Here is a 19,896-nt window from a genome sequence, read left to right as displayed (position 1 = left end):
AAGCGACGAAATCCCCAGTTAACCGGGCGGGCCTGTCATACCAGTTCGTTTTGCTGGTCAGCCCGCTTTAAAATTCTGACCTTTCGGCCTTGCGCAGCAATCGCTGCCAATGTTTTCGGTCGCGGAGGGATAAATCGCTATCACTGGCCCGCCGCCGCAATTCTGATTTGTACTCTTGGCCATAGCTGACCGAAAGATACTGTATTTCTAATTTATCGCGCTGTGCCCTTTCTCGCGATTCAAAAAGTATGTCCAACATGTTTTTCCATTCGTTCCGGAGCAAAAAGCTCCCCTGAATTTCTTTATTGGAGCCGTTTTCCGACTCAGCGACTTTGTTCTAATTACACGATTTTACAAATTTGTGAAATAGCTCCATTATGGTGTTTTATCGTGAATAATGCAGCGGTGGCGAGACAGGCATGTCAAAGGCAGCAGGAAATTAACCATTTTGCTCGATAGGCGTAATAGAGCATATCGGGTTCGGGTGATGCTCGATCACGATTAAAGGCAAAGACGGCATATATGGCAACAAAACAGGGTTTATGGGCAAGAGCGGAGCAAATGGCGATGCTGGCGCCGCCGGAACGCAATCGTTACGTCGATTTTTTGAGGGCCTTTTCCATCCTCGCCGTGGTTGTCGGCCACTGGCTCGTTGCTGCGCCTTATATCAAAGACGGCGTGGTTGAAGGCGGCCATTTATTGGGCATTTTGCCATGGACACAATGGCTGACCTGGGGATTTCAGGTCATGCCCTTATTCTTTCTTGTCGGCGGCTTTTCCAATGGCGTGAGCTGGGCCGCGAACCGGCGCAATGGCGGCACATATGCGGCTTGGTTTACCGGACGCCTGCTGCGGCTAGTTAGTCCGGTCCTGCCGCTATTCCTGATATGGACCCTATTCGCTTTTTTCGGCACGATGATGGGGGTGGAACGCAAGATAGTCGCGCTCGCGGCTCAGTTGGCGCTGATCCCCGTCTGGTTCCTGTCTGTTTATTTGATGGTAGCGGCGGTGGTTCCCCTAACTCACGCCGCATGGACGCGATTTGGCATGGGATCATTTGCGGCCTTGGTAACAGGAGCCGTGCTGGTTGATATAGCGGCGCTATATTTTGGTGTGCCGTTCATCAATTTTGTCAATTTTGCCTTTATCTGGTTGGCGGTTCATCAATTGGGTTATGCGTGGAGCGAAGGGTATTTCGCCAAGGCCAGTTTTGCCGGAAACCGAGCTATGGTTTGGGGTATTACTGGCTTTGCTGCGCTAGCGTTGTTGATCGGTTTTGGTCCCTATCCCGTGGCGATGATCGGTGTTCCAGGCGAACCACTGAGCAATAGCATGCCGCCAACGCTGGCTTTGCTGGCGCTTGGTATTGCCCAAATGGGGCTCGCGCTAACGCTGGAGCCAGCGGCACGGCGGATGCTTGATAATGCCCGGATATGGACCGGTGTGGTCTTGCTGAACGGTATGATTATGACCGTCTATCTGTGGCATTTGACCGCTTTTGTTTTAATCATGGTTGCCGCGTGGCTGCTGGGCGGAATAGGGCTAGAGCTTGCCCCAGGGAGCAGCGCTTGGTGGCTGTCGCGGCCTGTTTGGTTTGCGCTTTATATCGCCGCATTATTGCCGATGATTATGATCTTTGCCCGCTATGAACAATTGCCGCGCGGGGCGGGCCTACCGGAAAAAGGGGATGTGCCGCATTGGCGGCTGATTGCGGCTTTACTGCTCATTTGTGCAGGGCTAGGCGCGACTGCGGCGATCAGCATCGCCAGCCCGATGGGTGTAACCGGCGTGCGGTTGTGGATCGTTATCCTGCCCTTTATCGGCGCGGGGCTGGTCCGTTTCGGCCCAGCCTACAAACTGACAAAAAGATTTAGGGTCCGGACTCGATAGAAACAGCACCGAGGTTTGAAGCCATTTTGCTCAGGGCTAGGAAGTGAGCCGCCGGGATATACATATATCTCAAGGCTTGCTGACGCAGCACTGGGCAAAATGGGTCAAATCCTAAAGGACGTCAAAATGGCTTCGATCTCGTCGCAAAGTACGCTTGCAGGCAGAATAACTGCCTGACTGCGCGCATTTTACCCCGATATCTTTGCCATTTTGACGCCTCGATGCTGTTTCTATTGGGTCCGGACCCTAACTAACCCTTTTTATCGGGGATGGGTGTCGCGCCATTCGCGAGGGGGCGTGAATGTGCCGCGCCAGATGCCGCGCTTTGCGCTGCGGGCCCTGTCTTCTTCCCGGCTATAGTCGCGTATGCCGTTAAATTCCTGACTAACCGCAAAGCCGCTGGCGACTAGATTGGCGGCAATATCGCTGTGTTCGCTGACCGCGCATTTGGCCAATGCCCGCCCAAACCGGTCATAGGCACCGGCTTCGCAAGTTAGGTTTGGCTGTTCCAAAAGCCGAGCCAATGCGGCTTTGGCGGCCAGGCCGCAGGGCCAGTCTTTGCCATTTTCATCGACGCAAATCTGATCACGCTCCGGCGCATCAATGCCGCGTAAGCGGAGTTTTTTGGCACCAACGGAAAAACTATCCCCGTCGGCTGCTCTTATCGCTGCGCCCGGTGAAGGTATAAAGATTTCGCGGTTATCATTATAAACGCTGTAAATATATGCCCCGCCCAGCATAAACATGAGGGCGATAATCATCGTTACCTTGTTCCAAAATGCGCGGCTTGCGCTACGCTTTGCCGCATGGCTTTTTGGAAAGGCAATCCGGTTTTTTGGCAATAGCCTTAACGCGCCCGCACCAGAGACGGGAAGGTTTTGACCATATGATCATATATGGCAACATGCAGTCGGTCCCTAAATTCGCAGCCATATAAATCGCCCTTATGCCACGCAATACGCGCCTCCAGTGGGGCATAGCCGGGGATGGTCAAATACACCGTCTTGTCGACTTTAATATAGGTCAGCGAATGAATACGAAAGCCGGATCGGGACAGGTCGATAATATTGACCTTGTGCTTACCCGCGCCCTGTTCCCTGATGTCGGCATAAATTTGAACATCGCCGCGATCATATTCGCGGGCGTTAAACCAGTGACGGTCGTCATCATTACGTTCTTCATTTACCGACATCATGTTCTCCATAGGCGCGACCCGCTGGAAAAATATTTTGTTTTGTTACCGCAAAAATATTAACATTTTCGCTATCTGCGCAGTAGTTTATTGGAAGGAATATATCAATCCAGAATAAGTCCGAGCACCAGATAGATCAATATTGGCGATCCGACACCGATCAATGTGGCTATAACAAAACCTAGCCGCACGAGGCTGGTGTCAATGTTCGCCCAATTTGCAAGGCCGCTACACACGCCCCAGATTTTCTTATTTTGCTTATCCAACGTCAATTTGTTCATTTCATTATCCTTTCAATAATAGATAGCGATGCCAATATGTGGGTTATACCAGATACGGCGCGGCGGTATATATGGCTGGTCCTGCGCTCACCGTCAGAGTGATGAATGTGCAGATCAGCGCGCCGAAAATGGCAGTGGTGCGGGGATAGTGGGAAAAGTTCATGGGGTCAGTTCCTTAGTTAATATCTGTGTGATTATACAAGATAGGGCGATACGGTTGAAATTGCTGGTCCAGCGCTGGCGGCGATGGTCACAAAAGCGCAAATTACTGCAGCAAATACAGCGGCGATTTGGTTGTTGATCGATAGGGTCATTGTGAAATTCCTTTATAGTGGTTGCCCGATGGGGCGGTTTGGTGGGTCGTAATTGCTTACATGACCCATACAGCAGGATGCGTGCCAGTTTTTACAAATCTATATAAAACAATATTTTGGTAGGAATTTACGCGAATAGGCAATTTACATCTTCAGATAAAATGGGAAAATATCCCAACATTTGGGAAATGCTGAACCCTGGATGAATGCAAAATCGGTCATGGACGCGATATTGCCGGTTGACCGCCACCGCATCTGCTATAGCAACGCAGCGATAATGGCTTTGACCCGTCTCTCTTTGACTGATTTTCGAAATCATGCGCAGGCATCATTCCGGCCGGGGCGTCAGTTTACTGTGCTGCATGGCGCAAATGGTGCAGGCAAAACCAATATCTTGGAGGCGGTATCCCTTTTGGTGCCAGGAAGGGGGCTGCGCCGTGCGGCTTTGTCGGATATGCCCCGGCATGGGGGCCGCGGCGGTTTTGCAATTGCGGCGGAGATTGAAGATATTAAGCTGGGCACTGGCGTTAGCCTCGACGCGCCGGACCGGCGTAAAGTCCGGATCAACGGCGCGCCCGCCGCAATTACCGCTTTGTCCGAATGGCTTGCGGTCATCTGGTTGACCCCGGCGATGGACCGGCTGTTTACCGATAGCGCGGGCGAACGGCGGCGTTTTCTAGACAGGTTGGTTATGGCCGTGCAACCCTCACACGCCCGCTATAGTAGCCAATATGAACGCGCCATGCGGCAACGCAATAAATTATTGTCCGATGACAGACCCGCCGACCCTGATTGGCTCGATGGACTGGAAAAGGCGATGGCCGAAAATGCGGTGCAGATTGACGCGAGCCGCAAACGGATGATCGACCAGTTAGGTGAGCGGCTGGCGCAGGAGCCGGAGGGACCCTTTGCCATTCCGATTTTGTCCATTGAGGGCGCAAGCCCAACCAGCGAGGCGGAGCTTCGCGCTGTGTGGCAGCGCGGCCGTCCACGTGACGCCGCCGCCGGGCGCACATTGACAGGACCGCACCGTGCGGATTTGCTCGTTACGCATAAAGTGAAAAATCAGCCCGCTGGCTTATGCTCGACCGGGGAGCAAAAGGCGCTGTTGCTGTCGGTTATTCTGGCTCATGCGGGGCTGGTTGCTGATATTCGGTCCGAAGCACCGGTCATCTTGCTGGACGAGGTGGCGGCCCATTTGGACCCTGCGCGCCGTGCAGCGCTGTTTGAACGGCTGGCGGCCACCGGAAGCCAGCTATGGATGACGGGTACGGAAAAAGCGTTATTCGGCGGATTAACCGGCGATGCGCTGTTTATCGAAGTCGATAACGGGCAATTGCATTTATAGCCTTAGCCGGTTTTCTTGCCTTTTTGAATGCGCCCAACGCGCGCGGCGATTTCCTGTTTCAGCTTTCGCTTGGTTTCCATGTCGACAAGGCGCTGCGCATGGCTGTGCACAGGTTTGCGCAGGTCGGTCAGCTGGTCCTGCGGCACGGCCTTGCTGAATAAATAGCCTTGCACTTCGCTGCATCCTTCGCGGCGCAAATGTTCAACCTGGTCGTCGCGTTCAACGCCTTCTGCAGTGGTGGTCATGCCCAGGCTTCTGGCCAAATCGACGACCGAACGGACAATCGCTTGGCAATCTTCGCGCGTATCGATTTCGTCGACAAAACAGCGGTCAATCTTAATCTTGTCAAAGGGGAAGCTGCGCAGATAATTGAGCGAGCTATAGCCCGTGCCAAAATCATCCAGAGCAATCTGCACGCCAATTTCATGCAATTTATGCAGCGTTGCCATATTGGCATCACTATCCTGCATCAGGACATTTTCGGTTATTTCAAGGCAAACCCGTTTGGGCTCAACCCCGGTCGCGGCCAATCCTTGAACCAATGTGGTAATCAAGCTTGGACTGCGCATCTGCACAGGAGAAAGGTTGATCGAAACCGTCATATTATCGGGCCACTGCGTTAAATCATCGATGGCTTGGCGAATAACCCATTCGCCAATAGGAATAATCATACCGCTTTCTTCGGCTATGGGAATGAACGTATCGGGCATCACCACCCCGCGTTCGGGATGTTCCCAGCGGATCAGGGCTTCATAACCCAGCGTTTCGCCGCTATCGATTTGCACCAAGGGTTGATAATGCAGACATAGCTCACCCTTGCCCAACGCCCCGCGCAGATCGAGCTCCAGCGCCCGGCGCAATTGTGCGGCTTGGTCCATGCCATCTTCAAATACAATCTGCCGGTTGCGGCCTTGCGATTTTGCTTCATAAAGCGCGAGGTCCGCGTTGCGTAGCAGCGTTTCTGCATCCTCACCATGTTCCGGGGATAGTGCAATGCCGATACTGGTGCCAACAATGACATCATGGTCATCGAGCCGGAATGGCTGCGTCAAGGCCGCGATTATGTCGTCTCCAATTTTCTGAATCTCGGTCAGGCTGCGATTTTCAATCAATATCGCAAATTCATCGCCGCCCAGACGGGCAACAATTTCCTGTGCGCTCACACATTTTTTAAGCCGCGCGGCCACACCTTTCAGCAGCAAGTCGCCGAAGCTATGACCCAGCGTGTCATTGATAATCTTAAACTGATCCAGATCGAGATACATGATACCGGGTTTTATTCCCGGCGATTTGACTACCCGCGTGAGCCGTTGATTAAATTGAAAACGATTGGGCAGATCGGTCAGCGAGTCAAAATGCGCCATATAACTGACTTGCTCTTCGGCTTGCCGCTGCGCGGTGATGTCGGTTACGATACCGCGATAATTGCCATTCATTTCCAGAGCAGGGCGCAAGCTGATCGACCACCAGAAACGGTCGTTCCCAATACTGAGGCTGACTTGCAAATTTCGGAAAGCCCGGCCAAGCGCGATATGGTCGGCCATTTGATCGCGTTCCGGTCCCTCATCCAGCAGGTCGAGAAAAGATTGCCCCGCCAAAGTTTCAATCGGCCGTTGCAGCGCAGCCGCCATTTGAGGGCTTGGGTTCAATATTTGCGTCTGGCTGTTCATTTCCAGCACCCAGTCGCTGCCCTGTTCGGTGAAATCGGCGAGCAACATGTTAATGGTTTCGGCGGAATCGCGCAGCGCATTTTCACGCTCATGGCTTTCAATAATCGCGGTTTCGGTTGACCGGATGCTGGCGAACAGCACAGCCGCATAACACATCACTAATATAGCCGAAGCATAAGCCGCGCCGGTGCCCAATTCGGCAAGCGAGATGAAGCAGCCCGCCGCACATGATCCGACAAACAGATAAGCCGCGCGCTTCAGCGTGCGGTAAGTCAGCGCACCCGCCGCCATTTTTCCTGCCCCCAATATCGCGCATAAAATTTGCTGCGACGGGGTTGCACCTGGCATAAGTATGACGACCGACAGCCCCCACCATAGGCCAAGACCAGCGGCATTCAGTTCAACCGAATGGAGTATTTTTTTAAGCTTTACCGGGTCGGTTTTGGCATCGGGCAAATTGCGGTAATTGGAAACTCGCCACACCAGCAAAATGGCCATCAATAATCCGGCGACGGTCAATATCTGCCAAGAACGAGATGCGAAGAATACGACGCCCAAGATTGAAGCATTGATAATACTGGCGGCAACAGAGGCTTTGAGAGAACCGAAATGTTCTTCCAAAAGCCGTTTGGTAAGCCACGGCTTTAAAGCAATATCGCTTTTGCCCGGTACGCCCGTAATATGCGCAATTTTTTTGACCCTGCCATCCATCACCACCGGATAGCTGCGAATGCTTAATATATGATTATCAGCTGTTTATTGCTCACGGACGCCCAGAAAACTTGCAATATTCGGACGCCCTTGAAAAATAAAATCATACAACTCTAATTCGCCTTATCCGCTTTATCAGATGCTTTTTTGCGCGGCTTTTTGGGCTTGGCGGCTTTCGGCGGCGCGGGCGATACTTCAAAAACGGGTTTGCCGTCTTTCATATGCACCGATACCTCCCCGCCATTGACCAATTTGCCAAAGAGCAATTCTTCGGCCAGCGGCTGTTTGATCTTTTCTTGAATCAACCTGCCCATCGGCCGTGCGCCATAGAGCTTGTCATAACCGCGTTCGGACAACCAGCTGCGGGCCTCATCATCCAATTTGATATGCACATTTTGATCGGCAAGCTGCAATTCCAGTTGCAGGATGAATTTGTCCACGACCATTGCCACCACTTCGGGCGACAAATAGGCAAAGGGCACGATTGCATCGAGCCGGTTGCGAAATTCGGGGCTGAACATTTTCTTCACTGCTTCGTCGCTCGCATCTTCCTTGCTGATATTATTCCCAAAACCGATGCCTTCCTTCGCCATATCGGCGGCACCGGCATTTGTGGTCATGATGATGATGACATTGCGGAAATCAATCGTCTTGCCATGGTGATCCGTTAAACGGCCATTGTCCATCACCTGCAACAATATGTTGAACAGGTCGGGATGCGCTTTTTCAATTTCATCGAGCAGCAGCACACAATGCGGATTTTGATCCACCGCATCGGTCAGCAGCCCGCCCTGATCATATCCGACATAACCCGGAGGTGCGCCAATGAGCCGCGATACGCTATGCCGCTCCATATATTCCGACATGTCAAACCGCTTGAGCGGAATGCCTAGGATGGACGCCAATTGCCGCGCGACTTCGGTCTTGCCCACGCCGGTGGGACCGCTGAACAGATAATTGCCAATCGGCTTGTCGGGTTCACGCAGGCCCGCCCGCGACAATTTGATTGCAGAGGCAAGCAGTTCAATCGCCTGATTTTGGCCAAAGACCACGCGTTTCAGATCAGTTTCCAAGTTGCCAAGCGCTGTTTTGTCATCGCTCGACACATTTTTCGGCGGGATACGTGCGATGGTTGCAATGACCGCTTCAATCTCTTTCGATGTGATCATCTTGCGCCGTTTGGATGGCGGGACGAGCATTTGCATCGCACCCACTTCATCAATCACGTCAATCGCCTTATCGGGCAATTTGCGGTCATTGATATAGCGTGCCGACAGCTCGACCGCCGTTTTCAAGGCATCAGGCGTATATTTAACCTTGTGATGCTCCTCAAATGCACCGCGCAGGCCAGCGAGGATTTTGATTGTGTCGTCGATGCTCGGCTCATTCACGTCGATTTTCTGGAACCGGCGCAGCAGGGCGCGGTCCTTTTCGAAATGATTGCGAAACTCTTTATAGGTGGTCGAACCGATGCAGCGGATCGAGCCGTTGGATAGCGCCGGCTTCAGCAGGTTGGAGGCGTCCATTGCGCCGCCGCTGGTTGCGCCTGCGCCAATGACCGTATGGATTTCGTCGATGAATAAAACCGCGTCGGGCATTTTTTCGAGCTCGGTAACCACCGCCTTCAACCGTTCTTCAAAATCACCTCTGTAACGCGTTCCCGCAAGCAGGCTGCCCATGTCGAGCGAGTAGATCACGGCAGGCAGGAGAACTTCGGGCACGTCTTTTTCATAAATACGCCGTGCCAAACCTTCGGCAATTGCGGTTTTTCCGACGCCGGGTTCGCCGACATATAACGGGTTGTTTTTTGACCGGCGGCACAAGATTTGAACAGTGCGGTCAACCTCTGCGCTGCGGCCGATTAGGGGATCGATCCGGCCTTGCTCCGCCTTTTTGTTCAAATTGACGGTAAACTGCGACAGCGCGCTCCCTTTTTCTTTCTTACCCTTGGCTGCGGCTTCGCTATTGTCGTCACTGTCTTCTTCTGTGCCCTTAATCTCGGTGGGGGTCAGCTTGCCATCCTTGCCGATGCCGTGGCTGATGAAAGAAACCGCGTCGAGCCGGCTCATATCCTGTTGCTGCAAGAAATAGACGGCATAGCTTTCCCGTTCGGAAAATAGCGCGACCAGGACATTCGCGCCGGTAACAACATCCTTGCCAGAACTTTGGACATGCAGGATCGCGCGCTGCACCACGCGTTGAAAGCCACTGGTGGGTGAGGGGTCAACCTTGCCTTCAACCCGCAGGCTTTCCAGCTCGCCATCCAAATAGGTTATAATTATATCAGACAACTCACCTAAATCGACACCGCATGCTTGCATCACCCGCGCCGCGTCGGCATCGTCGATCAATGCCAGCAACAAATGCTCCAATGTGGCATATTCATGGGTACGGTCGGCCGCGTGCTTCAACGCATTATGCAATGTCGTTTCGAGCGATTCCGCGAATGAAGGCATATTTTCTACTCCTTGGCGGGATATAAGGTAATATCCCTTTCTATCATCTATGTCGGAATAGCGGTCTTACCTGTCAACATATTCCGCGAAATAAACCCGGCATCACATTCAGCCGGCGGTCTTTATTTTTTAAACAACGCATCGGCGGCCGACATATGGCTGGAGGCAGCGGCCTTTTTTGCTTCGCAGCGGCTTATTTCTGCTTTCAACGCTGCAATTCTCTGGTCCAATTCGCTAAGCGACAGCGGATCCAAATCCTGCCGCACCAGCCGCGCCAATGGGTCGTCACCGCGTAAAGGTAAATTATCTTCGTCCATCGCGGGTAAGTGTTGACTGAACCGCGCTTGCTGTCAATAAGTTAAAAATGCGGTAGGGCACAGGCGGATGAGGGCAAATCGCCGCATTTAGGGGGATGTTTGGTGACCGAATTACCCAAAAATATGACTGCGATCGAAATAAGCAAACCTGGCGGACCAGAGGTGTTGGTGCCATGCACACGGCCGGTACCTGTGCCGGGACCGGGGCAGCTGTTGATCAAAACCGCCTTTGCGGGTGTCAACCGTCCCGACGTCGTGCAACGAAAGGGGCTCTATCCGCCTCCTCCCGGGGCAAGCGACCTGCCAGGATTGGAGATTTCCGGCGAAGTTGTAGCCGTTGGCGCCGATGGTCCTGCCGATATGATCGGGCGTAAAATTTGCGCTCTGGTTGCAGGCGGCGGTTATGCCGAATATTGTATCGCACAGGCCGGTCAATGCCTGCCTGTTACAGGCGACCTGTCGATGGCCGAAGCGGCGGCGATACCCGAGACATTATTTACGACCTGGCATAATATATTTGAGCGCGGCTATGCCTGCGAAGGCGAAACAATATTGGTGCATGGCGGCACCAGCGGCATTGGCACAATGGCGATAAAGCTGGCGAAATTATTCGGTATCACCATCATCGTCACCTGCGGCAGTGATGAAAAATGCGATGCGGCGCGAAGCATCGGTGCCGACCATGCCATCAATTACAAAGATAGCGATTTCGTCGCCGAGGTGAAGCGGATTACCGGCGGCGCGGGCGTCAATATGGTTCTGGATATGGTGGCGGGCGATTATGTCCCCCGCAACCTGCAATGTTTGGCCGAAGATGGCCGTCATGTTACGATCGCAGTTCAGGGCGGGATGAGTGCCGAAATCAATATGGCGCAGGTGATGATGCGGCGCTTGACGCTGACTGGATCGACGCTTCGTCCGCGTAGTGACGAATTTAAGGCTTTGCTATGCGATGAAATTCGCCGGACAATGTGGGACGCAGTGGGTTCGGGAGAATTGCGGCCGGAGATGGCCAAAAGCTTCTCCCTCACCGATGCGGCGGCGGCGCATGCCTTTATGGAAGCCGGTGATTTTGTCGGCAAGATTGTGCTGGAGATTTAGGCTTTCGGGCTTGGTTTAGGCCAGCTGCTGACCCTCGCTCCGCCCTCTGCCCATCACTGATTATAGGCTGGGTCGCCAAATTCTGGTTCGGAACCAAAGCTGTCTTGGGTATCTTCTTCGGGAAGCTGCAGTGACGGCTTGCCCTCCATCGACGCTTGCCCGCTGTCCCAACGGCTGCCCGTGCTGCTGCTGACGCCGCTGTCGATACTCGCTTGGTCATCACTGTCAAATGCGTCAAAGCCGCTCTTCATCGTTGTTTGCAGGCGATCTTTCATCGCTGGGTTCAGTACGATAGCAACCATTTCCATGAGCATGTTAAACTCCTGAATAGCCTTTTTGGTGTCGCCCGATCCGCTAACTGCTGACGCGAATTTTTTTAGCGCCTTCTGGCCTTCATTCGCCACTTTAACCTGACTCAAATATTTGGTTTGATCATTCTCCATTTTAATGGGGGGAACGAGATAGCTCGCGGTGACCAAGCTCGCATTGCTATTTTTCGGGTCTGGGATCACTTGTAATTTGATAACTGCCTCGCTGCCTTCGCTCGACGCGATCGTGTAAACAATGCTGCTGCTACCATCATTTTTGACCGAAATTTTATCCCGAATATCATGGGTGATTAAAGTGCTCGCAAAATATTCGTCGCCGGTGGACGTCGCAAAGGCGTGGTAAGCGCTTTTTGCGGGGCTGTTGACTGCGATGGTTCGGGCAGTCGGATTATCGCCGCCAAACCCCGATCCGCCGCCAAGCCCCAATATCGCCGCAACCAACGCAACAATTCCGATCGTCATATATTTCAGCATGGTTTGCCCCCTAAATTTCATGCCCTGTGATGTATGTTCGCAATTGGCAAATATTGTTTGAAAAAATGTTAAAAAATCGGCTGCTGCTGTCACAATAATATAACCAGAATTTAACTGATACGGATTAGAGCTTATGCTAGGTAAAAGGTTGGGTCATGCCATCATCGAAAATATACAGCGTGCAATATTTGCGGGCATTGGCTGCTCTTATGGTGGTTATATATCATTGCTTTCGCGGCGATATGTTTGGCATGCATAGCTGGGCCGCTTGGCTTAATAGCGGAGTGGATATCTTCTTCGTTATTTCCGGTTTCATAATGGTCCGTTCCACCCAAAACGCGGACGTGACGATATTTGGTTTTTATGGCCGCCGGTTGATCCGGATTGTGCCCCTTTATTGGATCATGACATTTGCGGTGATTATAGCTGAAGGATATGGGGGCTGGCATAGCATCGCGTCGCTGCTTTTCATTGCCGCGCCCAATCCTGATAATGGTTGGATGGTCCCCGTTGTGGAACCGGGCTGGACATTAAATTACGAAATATTCTTCTACGCCATTTTCGGAATTGCTCTGCTTGTCAAAGCAAAATTCCGCACTTGGGCCGTCGCTGTGCCGATTATCCTGCTGGTCATTGCTGGCAAATATTTTACCCCGGCCGGTATCGCGGGTTTTTACACCAGCGAATTGATGGTTGAATTTTTGCTGGGAGTGATGATCGCCAAAATCCGTTTCAAATTGCCGCTTTGGACGCCGGTTGCGGCCTTGTTGCTGCTGGCGACATTACATCATGTTATTGACAGCCGGTTAGTCGCCTATGGCATACCTGCGGCGTTGCTGGTGGCGGGGATGTTGGCATGGGAAGGAAAAATCAAACCGAATAGATTTCTGCTAATGCTAGGCGATGCGTCCTATGCGCTTTACGTCACGCATATCTTGGTCATCGGCAGCTTTGCCTTATTATGGCAGCAATTTTTACCGCTGCATTATATGTTCATTCCGGCGGCAATCGCGGTATCTGCCGGGCTAAGCATTGCGGTGCATATTGGTATAGAAAAGCCATTAACGGGTTATTTGCAGCGCTTGCTTTTCCGCAGAAGGCAGAATGACAAGCTTCCTCTTGCCGACTCTCGCATCATCGCGTAAGACGCATGCAACATATTCAGGCCGCTCCGGTAAGGGGCGGCCCTTTTCATTGGAGAAGCCTCATGGCTACGGAAAAACCGTTACCCCTTATGCCGCACGCGACCGCCGCTTGGCTCGTTGACAATACAGCGCTTGCTTTCCCGCAAATTGCCGAATTTTGCGGACTGCATATATTGGAAGTGCAGGCGATGGCCGACGATATGACGGGCAGCAAATATACCGGCCGCGACCCTGTTCATGCAGGCGAGCTGAGCATGGAAGAAATTGAAAAAGGCCAGGCGGACGAAGATTATGTCCTGCAAATGCGTAAAGGCCCCGAACAGGTCCGCCGCACCAAAGGCCCGCGTTATACGCCGGTGTCAAAGCGTCAGGATAAACCCGATGGCATTGCATGGTTGCTGCGTAATCATCCGGAAATTTCCGATGGCGCAATTTGTAAGTTGATCGGAACGACCCGCCACACGATATCTGCCATCCGTGACCGCACCCATTGGAATATCGCCGAAATTCAGGCGAAAGACCCGGTAACGCTGGGGCTTTGCTCACAACGTGAGCTGGATGCGATTGTTTCCAAAGCCGCCAAAAAAGCAGGTATTGAAACTGCCCCTGTCGAAGATGGCCGTTTGGGCAGCGACCGTGATGCCTTGATCGAACAATTGCGCAGCGAGCGCGATGAAGCCGCTAGAAAGGCCGATGCTGCCCTGCATGGCGAAGAGGCCGAAGTTGCCAAGGAAGAGCTGACCGCAGATACGTTGTTCAAAAAACCGGGCGCTTAAAACCGCCGCGTTGGAGGGATAGGGGCAGGCTGCGGCAATCTGTCCCCACCTTCCCTAACGTCACCATTGCGCCGCCGCTGGCTTTGCGGCAGTCATAGGGCATGACGAAAACAAATACGCCCCCATCCTATGATATGTCGCTGGTCGACCATGGCTTTGAAGCGAAGACATTCAAGGGGCTGACCTATCCGTTGGGCGATCATGCGCCGGGTTATGGAGAGATTTATCCTCTCGCGCCTGATCTGGGCTGGACGCGGATGCCGGTGCCGGGAAATCTGGCGCATATTAATTTGTGGCTGCTTGATGATGATGCCGATGTGGCCGGCGGTTTTGCCATTGCCGATACCGGGCTGTTTATGCCCGACACGATAAATGCGTGGAAGGATATATTTGCCGGCCCCTATGCTGGGCGGGCGCTCCAAAGGGTTTTTGTCACGCATTTCCATCCCGATCACTTGGGCTGCGCCGGATGGCTCGCGAATAAGTTTAAGGCGCCGGTTTGGATGAACCGGACCGAATGGCTGATGGCGCGGATGTTGACCAGCGATGTCCGCGATGCTCCGCCCGAAGACACCATCGCCCGGCGCAAATTTGCAGGCTATGACGAGGAAAGATTGGATAAGCTGCGCGCACAGGGCTGGGGCAATTTTGCGCGCGCCGTATCGCGCTTGCCGACCGGACATATCCGCATGGATGACGGCGATCTCATCCGGGTGGGCAAGCGTGACTGGACAGTTATCACCGGCGGCGGCCATACGCCTGAACATGCCTGTATGGTGGATTATCAAAATGGTGTGATCATCGCGGGGGATCAGATTTTGCCCCGCATCACATCGAATGTGTCGATCATGGATAGCGAGCCAGAAGCCAATCCGCTCGCCGAATGGCTGGCCTCGATTGACAAGTTTAAGGCGGCATTGCCCGATGATATGCTAGTCCTGCCTGCGCATGGATTTCCGTTTAAGGGCGTGATTGCGCGGCTGGAACGGCTGGCGGCTGGGCATCATAAGCAGCTAGATGATTTGGAAGCGGCGCTGCGTCAGCAGGAAATGCGCGCTGTCGATACATTTGGCCTGTTATTTGGGCGGGCCATTGATGACAGTATTTATGGCCTGGCGACGGGCGAAGCGACCGCGCATTTGCGCTATTTGGAGCGCGCCGGGCGGGCAAAATTGGACATACGTGACGGGGTGGGTTGGTATAGTGCGGCATAATATGTGGCCGCCCCTTCGCCACCCCTTGCCTATACCAAAGCTGCCGCTTACAACATTGTCAGTAAGTTCAACCTGATACCCCCACAGGCCCCTTATGTCCGATATTGAAACTCCGCTTATTTCCCACAGTGAATTTGACTGGTCGAAATCCTATCTGCATCCGTCCAGCTGGCGCATGGAATTTCCACCGCTGGCGCTGCATGAGATGTTTTTTGAAAGCGCGAGCCGCGAGGGCGCAAGGCCGATGCTGGATTTTATGGGCCGCAAATTCAGCTATGCGGAAATGGCCGTTGCCGTGCGCCGGGTGGCAAAGGGGTTGCAGGATAAAGGGATTGGGAAGGGCGATCATATCGGCCTGTTTTTGCCCAATGTGCCGCATTATGTCGCCGCCTATTATGGCGCATTGGCGGCGGGCGCGACGGTGGTAAATTTCTCGCCGCTTTATACCGTGGATGAATTATCGCATCAGGTCGCCGACAGCGGCACCAGCATGATCTTTACCGTATCAGCGGCGGCGCTGCTGCCGACAGCGCTGAAGGTGCTCAACAAATCGCAGTTAAAAGGACTCGTGGTCGGCAGTGTTGCCGAAATGCTGCCCATGGCAAAGGGACTTGCTTACCGGCTATTCAAACGCCGGGAGACGGCGGCAATACCGCAAGATAGCCGGATCACCCGCTACCGCGATTTGATGTCCAATGATGGCGGCTACATCCCGCAGCCGTGCGATCCCGAGCGGGACATTGCGCTGCTCCAATATACGGGCGGCACTACCGGCACGCCCAAGGGCGCCATGCTGAGCCATCAGAATATCACCTCCAATGCGCGGCAGGTGAACGCCATTGACCCGCATTCTCGGTTGACCGATCCCGCCAATCCGGCGGAGGATCGGATATTGGGCGTGCTGCCGTTTTTCCATGTATTCGCCAACGCGACCGTACTCAATCGCACCGTCAATAATGGCGGAGAGATTATCATGCTGCCCCGTTTTGACGCGCGTCAGGCGCTGGCCGCGATTAACCGGACCAAGGTAACCGCGATGCCGGGCGTTCCCACCATGTATCAGGCGCTGCTCGATTGTCCCGATATCGCGAAGACAGATTTCACTTCGTTGCGTGCCTGTATATCGGGCGGCGCGCCGCTCGCGGCGGAGCTGAAGGCGCGGTTTGAAGAACGCACGGGCGCGGTGGTAATTGAAGGCTATGGCCTGACCGAAAGCTCCGGCGTGGTGTCGAGTAACCCGTATCAGGCCATGAGTAAAACGGGCACTATTGGACAGCCGGTGCCGGGTACTGACGTGAAGCTGCTCGATAAAGAAGACCCATCAAAACCCGCGCCCAAAGGCGAGCCTGGCGAGCTGGTATTTTCTGGACCGCAAGTGATGCGCGGCTATTGGAACCGCCCTGATGCCGATGCGGAAGTTTTCGTGGACGGCTATCTGCGCACGGGCGATGTGGCAACGATCGATGACGACGGTTTCATCGCGATAGTGGACCGGATCAAAGATATGATTGCGGTTGGCGGGTTTAAGGTTTTTCCAAGCCAGGTCGAAGATGTCTTATATAAAAATGAAGCGGTGCGAGAGGCGTTGGTCATTGGCGTTCCCGATGCCTATACCGGCGAAAAGCCGAAAGCTTTCGTGACATTGAACGAGGGTGCAGAGCCGGATGAAGAGGCGCTGCTGCAATGGCTGAATAAACGGCTGGGCAAGCATGAACGCTGCGTAGCGTTATCGATTCGCGATGCGCTGCCCAAAACGATGATCGGCAAATTGGACCGTAAGGCGCTGCGCGCTGAAGAAGGCGTGTGACCGAGCAGGTGCCTGCCCAAAATTAACCGCCCTATAAAAAAGGACCGCAGCTTTCGCTACAGTCCTCCTTTTTCATTAGCGTTTCCGCCGAAAGTCGCGATTATGCGCCTTCGATGTTGCTCGCTTGCAAGCCCTTGGGGCCTTGCACGACTTCGAAAGTCACTTTTTGACCATCTTTCAAGGTTTTGAAACCTTGCATATTGATGGCGCTGTGGTGCGCGAAAAGGTCATCTCCGCCTTCATCGGGGGTAATGAAGCCAAAGCCCTTGTCGTCGTTAAACCATTTTACTGTACCTGTTGGCATGATGTGTTTCTCTTCTTTACTTCAAGTTCTTACGGGCCAAAATCAGTCCGTAATTATGCCTGTGTCGGTTTTGGGGGAAGGTGGTGCAGGGTCAAACCAGCGTCAAATTCCGTCGCAGACGACGTTAGCAGACCCGCGTTGTGACAGATTCTGTAGAAAAGGCAAGCCAAAGGGCACATTCAATTGGCGCGGCGCCGTTTCAGCCATTGTTTATGCGTGGCTTCAACCTCTAGAAAGGACGCAAAGACCGACTGATCCACCACTGGCCGCCCGCTTTTGCCCAGCGCATATAGCTGACTATAAAACCAATATTGCGTGGCGAAACTGTCTATGCTGCGGATCATTTTGATTTTTTTCAGCCATGATAGCGCGGAAGGAATCAGATGGAGTTGCTTTTCCATTTCGGGCAATCGCTCTGAACCCTCCAACAAAAGCCTTGGCCCACCGGGTTGGTAGCATAGCGGGCGGCCCAGCCCGATGATATCGGCCGCGCCCGACGTCAGCGCTTGTTCCATCGCGCTGCGGCTGCGAAAACCGCCAGTGACCATCAACGGCACCGACACAGCATCCTGCATAGCGAGCGCGAAATCCACAAAGTAAGCCTCGCGTTGCAATGTCGTCGCAGCGACATTTTGCTCTTCGGCTTCCTCCAGCCCCTCTATCCCGAGCAATTTCGGCTGTTCATAGGTGCCGCCCGATATTTCCAGCAGGTCAATGCCCGCCGCCTCCAGCCAGCGTGCCACCATCAGGCTTTCGTCAAAGGCAAAGCCGCCGCGCTGAAAATCTGCGCTATTCAGCTTCACCGAAATCGGAAATTCCGGCCCGGTGGCGGCGCGGACTTGCGCGACAATATCAAGCAGCAGGCGCGCCCGGTTTTCGATGCTGCCGCCCCATTTGTCGCTGCGCTGATTGGAACGGGGGCTTAAAAACTGGGACAGCAAATATCCATGCGCCCCGTGGATTTGGACGCCCGTAAATCCCACCGCTTTACACGTCACCGCCGCGCGCACAAATCCAGTGATCACCGCGGCTATATCCGTCTCAGTCATGGCCACCGGCGTGCCAAATTGGCCGCCGGGCAAGCCCAGTTTCACGGCCGACGGCGCTTTGGGATGGGGGTTGACGGCTTTCATTGTTTGCCGTCCGGCGTGGCTGATCTGTGCCCAGAAATGATTGCCCCCGCGCGTAGCGGCTTTGGCAAGCGCCGACAGGGCGGTCATCATCTGAGCATCCGGTTCCCGGTCGATAATGACATTGCCGGGCCTTTCCAAATGGTCTGCGTCAATTTGGATATTCCCCGATAGCAGCAACCCCGCACCGCCATCCGACCAAATGCCATATAACCGCTCCAACTCCGGCGTCGGATGGCCGTGAATGTCGGCAAGCCCCTCGGTCATCGCCGCTTTGGCAATACGGTTGGGCAGGACCGCGCCGCAGGGCAGGGTGAGCGGGTCCGATAGGGAGACGGCCATTATTCGGCTGCGTCGCCGGTTGCTTCCTCGTCGGCAGGAACGCTTTCTCCGTCGCCGCTATCTGCGCCCGCTTCATCCTCTTTCCCGGCAAGCGGTGCTTCTTCGCTATCTTCGCTGGTGTCGATCATCTCATCGCTGATGGTGCCTTCAATCTTGTCAATATCATCCATACGGGTTTGGGTGACGGCATTGTCTTCTGACGGCTTTTCCGCTTTCTCCGATGAACAGGCGGCCAGTGCAGGCAGAAGGAACAGGGCAGCAAGGGGAAGCATGGGACGCATAGATATAGTCTCTCTTGAAAATGTGATCATTGGTCCACGTTACAAAGCCCGGCGGCTTTGGCAAGGGCGGACAGGAAATCAGGAAAAGTTTCGGTAAGCGCTGCGTCGAAATCACCCATGGCAGCGGTGATGCCAAGGTCCGACAGGCTGGTCACGGGATATTCGGATATCCCGCACGGGACAATGCCCGCGAAATGCGACAGGTCCGGGTTGATGTTAACGGCAAAACCATGGGCAGTGACCCAGCGGCGGATGCGCACGCCAATCGCGCCGATTTTGGCTTCTTGTCCATCGCGGTTATCGCACCATATGCCAACGCGGCCCTCCGCTCTGCGCGCGGCAACATCAAAGCGGGCAAGGGCAGCGATGACCCAGCCTTCCAAGGCATGGACATAGCATCGGACGTCTTTGCCCCTTTGGTTCAGGTCGAGCATTACGTAACCCACGCGCTGCCCCGGTCCATGATAGGTATAGCGCCCGCCCCGGCCGGTTTCATAAACCGGAAATTCCCGGCTCAGCAATTCGGCAGGATCGGCGCTCGTCCCCCCGGTATAGAGCGGCGGATGTTCCAGCAGCCAGACCTGCTCCTTCGCTCCGCTGTCCCGAATGGCACCCTGCCGCGCCTCCATCTGCGATAGAGCATCGGGATATGGGATGGGGCGATTGGCAATGTCCCAGTCAATATTCGGATCAAATGACATGGCCATCCGGTTACAGGAGGCAGCGCGAAAAGCAAATATACCAACGATGACATGCTATAAAAAAGCCTGTTTCTTTTTCAGGAGACAGCGCATAGGCTATGCCTACCTACCAA

18 protein-coding genes are annotated in these 19,896 nt (G+C 53.9%); 7 read left to right on the top strand and 11 right to left on the bottom strand.

All coding sequences use genetic code 11. The features are described 5' to 3' along the window. Positions 1-522: 522 nt before the first annotated feature. Entirely contained in the window at positions 523-1,890 is a 1,368-nt protein-coding gene (locus ACFOWX_RS00550) for an acyltransferase family protein (protein ID WP_381420501.1), read from the top strand. 260 nt (positions 1,891-2,150) lie between these two features. Here the strand turns inward: ACFOWX_RS00550 and ACFOWX_RS00545 are convergent, their stop codons facing one another. The 3 genes from ACFOWX_RS00545 to ACFOWX_RS00535 form a co-directional block, all read right to left on the bottom strand. Next, positions 2,151-2,651 (bottom strand): thermonuclease family protein, encoded by a 501-nt coding sequence (locus tag ACFOWX_RS00545; protein ID WP_381420500.1) that lies wholly within the window; start codon positions 2,649-2,651, stop codon positions 2,151-2,153. 86 nt (positions 2,652-2,737) lie between these two features. Further along, positions 2,738-3,085 carry a PilZ domain-containing protein gene (locus tag ACFOWX_RS00540; RefSeq protein WP_381420499.1) on the bottom strand — a complete coding sequence of 116 codons (348 nt, stop codon included), beginning with the start codon at positions 3,083-3,085 and terminating at the stop codon, positions 2,738-2,740. A 101-nt stretch (positions 3,086-3,186) separates the two neighbouring features. Next, the gene (locus ACFOWX_RS00535) at positions 3,187-3,363 is read right to left on the bottom strand and encodes a PspC domain-containing protein (protein WP_381420498.1); all 177 of its coding nucleotides are present in this window, start codon (positions 3,361-3,363) and stop codon (positions 3,187-3,189) included. A 591-nt stretch (positions 3,364-3,954) separates the two neighbouring features. On the opposite strand from ACFOWX_RS00535, the gene recF reads away from it, so the two are divergent. Beyond that, positions 3,955-5,025: a DNA replication/repair protein RecF gene (recF, locus tag ACFOWX_RS00530; RefSeq protein WP_381420559.1), complete on the top strand. Its 1,071-nt coding sequence runs from the start codon at positions 3,955-3,957 to the stop codon at positions 5,023-5,025. Positions 5,026-5,027: 2 nt separating this feature from the next. Here recF and ACFOWX_RS00525 read toward each other — a convergent pair whose 3' ends face one another. The 3 genes from ACFOWX_RS00525 to ACFOWX_RS00515 all read right to left on the bottom strand — a co-directional run bounded on the left by ACFOWX_RS00525 (position 5,028) and on the right by ACFOWX_RS00515 (position 10,179). After that, the gene (locus tag ACFOWX_RS00525; protein ID WP_381420497.1) at positions 5,028-7,406 is read right to left on the bottom strand and encodes a putative bifunctional diguanylate cyclase/phosphodiesterase; all 2,379 of its coding nucleotides are present in this window, start codon (positions 7,404-7,406) and stop codon (positions 5,028-5,030) included. A 113-nt stretch (positions 7,407-7,519) separates the two neighbouring features. Beyond that, entirely contained in the window at positions 7,520-9,862 is a 2,343-nt protein-coding gene (gene clpA / locus ACFOWX_RS00520) for an ATP-dependent Clp protease ATP-binding subunit ClpA (RefSeq protein ID WP_381420496.1), read from the bottom strand. 122 nt (positions 9,863-9,984) lie between these two features. Continuing rightward, complete coding sequence (locus ACFOWX_RS00515; RefSeq protein WP_381420495.1) at positions 9,985-10,179, bottom strand: DUF1192 family protein; 195 nt, start codon at positions 10,177-10,179, stop codon at positions 9,985-9,987. 99 nt (positions 10,180-10,278) lie between these two features. On the opposite strand from ACFOWX_RS00515, the gene ACFOWX_RS00510 reads away from it, so the two are divergent. Then, positions 10,279-11,280, top strand: coding sequence for an NAD(P)H-quinone oxidoreductase (locus ACFOWX_RS00510; RefSeq protein ID WP_381420494.1), 1,002 nt, complete (start codon positions 10,279-10,281; stop codon positions 11,278-11,280). A 53-nt stretch (positions 11,281-11,333) separates the two neighbouring features. Here ACFOWX_RS00510 and ACFOWX_RS00505 read toward each other — a convergent pair whose 3' ends face one another. Then, positions 11,334-12,083 (bottom strand): hypothetical protein, encoded by a 750-nt coding sequence (locus ACFOWX_RS00505; protein WP_381420493.1) that lies wholly within the window; start codon positions 12,081-12,083, stop codon positions 11,334-11,336. A gap of 155 nt (positions 12,084-12,238) precedes the next feature. Here ACFOWX_RS00505 and ACFOWX_RS00500 point away from each other — a divergent pair, with 155 nt between their 5' ends. The 4 genes from ACFOWX_RS00500 (at position 12,239) to ACFOWX_RS00485 (ending at position 17,025) form a co-directional block, all read left to right on the top strand. Beyond that, on the top strand, positions 12,239-13,228 hold the full coding sequence (locus ACFOWX_RS00500; protein ID WP_381420492.1) for an acyltransferase family protein: 990 nt from the start codon (positions 12,239-12,241) through the stop codon (positions 13,226-13,228). Positions 13,229-13,290: 62 nt separating this feature from the next. Then, the gene (locus ACFOWX_RS00495) at positions 13,291-14,004 is read left to right on the top strand and encodes a DUF1013 domain-containing protein (RefSeq protein WP_381420491.1); all 714 of its coding nucleotides are present in this window, start codon (positions 13,291-13,293) and stop codon (positions 14,002-14,004) included. Positions 14,005-14,105: 101 nt separating this feature from the next. Then, the gene (locus ACFOWX_RS00490) at positions 14,106-15,218 is read left to right on the top strand and encodes an MBL fold metallo-hydrolase (protein ID WP_381420490.1); all 1,113 of its coding nucleotides are present in this window, start codon (positions 14,106-14,108) and stop codon (positions 15,216-15,218) included. Positions 15,219-15,312: 94 nt separating this feature from the next. Beyond that, the gene (locus tag ACFOWX_RS00485) at positions 15,313-17,025 is read left to right on the top strand and encodes an AMP-binding protein (RefSeq protein WP_381420489.1); all 1,713 of its coding nucleotides are present in this window, start codon (positions 15,313-15,315) and stop codon (positions 17,023-17,025) included. 100 nt (positions 17,026-17,125) lie between these two features. On the opposite strand, the gene ACFOWX_RS00480 is transcribed toward ACFOWX_RS00485, so the two are convergent. From ACFOWX_RS00480 to lipB, 4 genes are all read right to left on the bottom strand, one after another. After that, on the bottom strand, positions 17,126-17,329 hold the full coding sequence (locus ACFOWX_RS00480) for a cold-shock protein (protein ID WP_381420488.1): 204 nt from the start codon (positions 17,327-17,329) through the stop codon (positions 17,126-17,128). A gap of 179 nt (positions 17,330-17,508) precedes the next feature. Further along, positions 17,509-18,801, bottom strand: coding sequence for an NADH:flavin oxidoreductase/NADH oxidase family protein (locus ACFOWX_RS00475; RefSeq protein WP_381420487.1), 1,293 nt, complete (start codon positions 18,799-18,801; stop codon positions 17,509-17,511). Continuing rightward, entirely contained in the window at positions 18,801-19,082 is a 282-nt protein-coding gene (locus ACFOWX_RS00470; protein ID WP_381420486.1) for a hypothetical protein, read from the bottom strand. Before ACFOWX_RS00470 ends, ACFOWX_RS00475 begins: the two co-directional genes overlap by 1 nt. A gap of 26 nt (positions 19,083-19,108) precedes the next feature. Continuing rightward, complete coding sequence (gene lipB, locus ACFOWX_RS00465; protein WP_381420485.1) at positions 19,109-19,783, bottom strand: lipoyl(octanoyl) transferase LipB; 675 nt, start codon at positions 19,781-19,783, stop codon at positions 19,109-19,111. Positions 19,784-19,896: the final 113 nt, after the last annotated feature.

This window comes from Sphingorhabdus arenilitoris, from assembly GCF_042651485.1.
GTDB classification, from domain to species: Bacteria; Pseudomonadota; Alphaproteobacteria; order Sphingomonadales; family Sphingomonadaceae; genus Sphingorhabdus_B; species Sphingorhabdus_B arenilitoris.
Note: the sequence above shows the minus strand (reverse complement) of the source record. Positions and strands in the feature narration are given on the sequence as shown.